The 1,210-nt window shown below is 46.4% G+C and carries 2 protein-coding genes; both read left to right on the top strand.

Annotation, left to right across the window (positions count from 1 at the left end):
* The first annotated feature begins 374 nt into the window (after positions 1–374).
* The gene (locus C6Y40_RS24085; RefSeq protein ID WP_105936928.1) at positions 375–950 is read left to right on the top strand and encodes a hypothetical protein; all 576 of its coding nucleotides are present in this window, start codon (positions 375–377) and stop codon (positions 948–950) included.
* Positions 951–994: 44 nt separating this feature from the next.
* Positions 995–1,210: transposase-like zinc-binding domain-containing protein (locus C6Y40_RS24080; RefSeq protein ID WP_420836917.1), on the top strand; the 216-nt coding region annotated here is incomplete at its 3' end.

Raw genomic sequence — 1,210 nt, 5'->3', positions numbered from 1 at the left:
GATGACAGGTTCAAATTCCCGTCGTCCCGGAAAGTCCGAAGGGCTTGTCCGGGACCTCCATAATAGGCTGACTACTCATCTACCATCTCAACACACAGGAATAGCGAGGAGATCCCGGATAGTTTCTCCGAAACTTCCGGGATGACAGGTTCAAATTCCCGTCGTCCCGGAAAGTCCGAAGGGCTTATCCGGGACCTCAAAACAGTCTTACTACTCATCCACCGTCTCAATACACAGCAAAAGTGGCATTTCCTTAGCAAAGTAGCCATTACAGCGAATTGTCGTTATGATGAATGAATAATGACAAATATCTTAAATTTTCACTCATTTGTCGCAATAATTATAAATAAGTCATGCTTCTGGGGAGTCATTCGTTGGTTCGCGTTTATTTCGATACACAACATCTGTATTACCTGCCTCAATACCTGCCGGTAGCCGAAAAATTAACTAACGCGGGTGTCGAATGTATCTTCGTTCTGTATCCCGAAGAAGGTTTTGACGAGCTCAAGAGAAGCGAGCTCGACAAAGCGGGAATGGCTTATCATTTCCTGGACTCGCCCAAAAACGCTCACCTTTTTTACCAGCAAAATAAAGCCGACTGGATTTTCTTCGGTAATCCTCCGCAATTTTGCAAGAGCGAGAAAGCGAAGATTCAGGCGCGCCTGGCGCTGGTTTTACATGGCATTGGCCCTAAAGCCATTTACTACACGGCATCCGAATTCCCGTTTGATGTGCGCTTTGTGGAAGGTCAGCAACGATTACAGCGGTTGCAGGAGAAGTTTCCGGAATCCGGCTTTGTGGACACCGGCTACGCTAAGCTCGATCCTTTATTCGATGGCACCCCAGCTTCTATTTGCTTGCGTGAATTAGGCCTGTCGCCAGATAAACCCACGGTGCTTTACGCTCCCACTTTTTATCCATCAAGTATCGAAAAGGCTATGTTCTGCTAAATTGTTGCTATACTGTATATGAATACAGTCGTTAAGGATTGATCATGCTCCCAGCACAATTTACAAAGCTTATAGCCGAGTTAGAACACTTAACAGATAGTCAAACCCGTTATGTTGAGAAGCTGCTGAAAGGCACTGATAGCGTCTCACAGTTGATAACAGAGCTTGAGGAGCGGATGGTTGAAAACCCTGAATGCCCGCACTGCCATAGCTCACTGATCAATCGGCACGGCAAGGTAAACAAGATGCAGCGTTATCGC

Origin of the sequence: Marisediminitalea alba (assembly GCF_002993365.1) — a bacterium.
GTDB lineage: Bacteria > Pseudomonadota > Gammaproteobacteria > Enterobacterales > Alteromonadaceae > Alteromonas > Alteromonas alba.
This window is presented reverse-complemented; position numbering and strand designations above follow the sequence as displayed.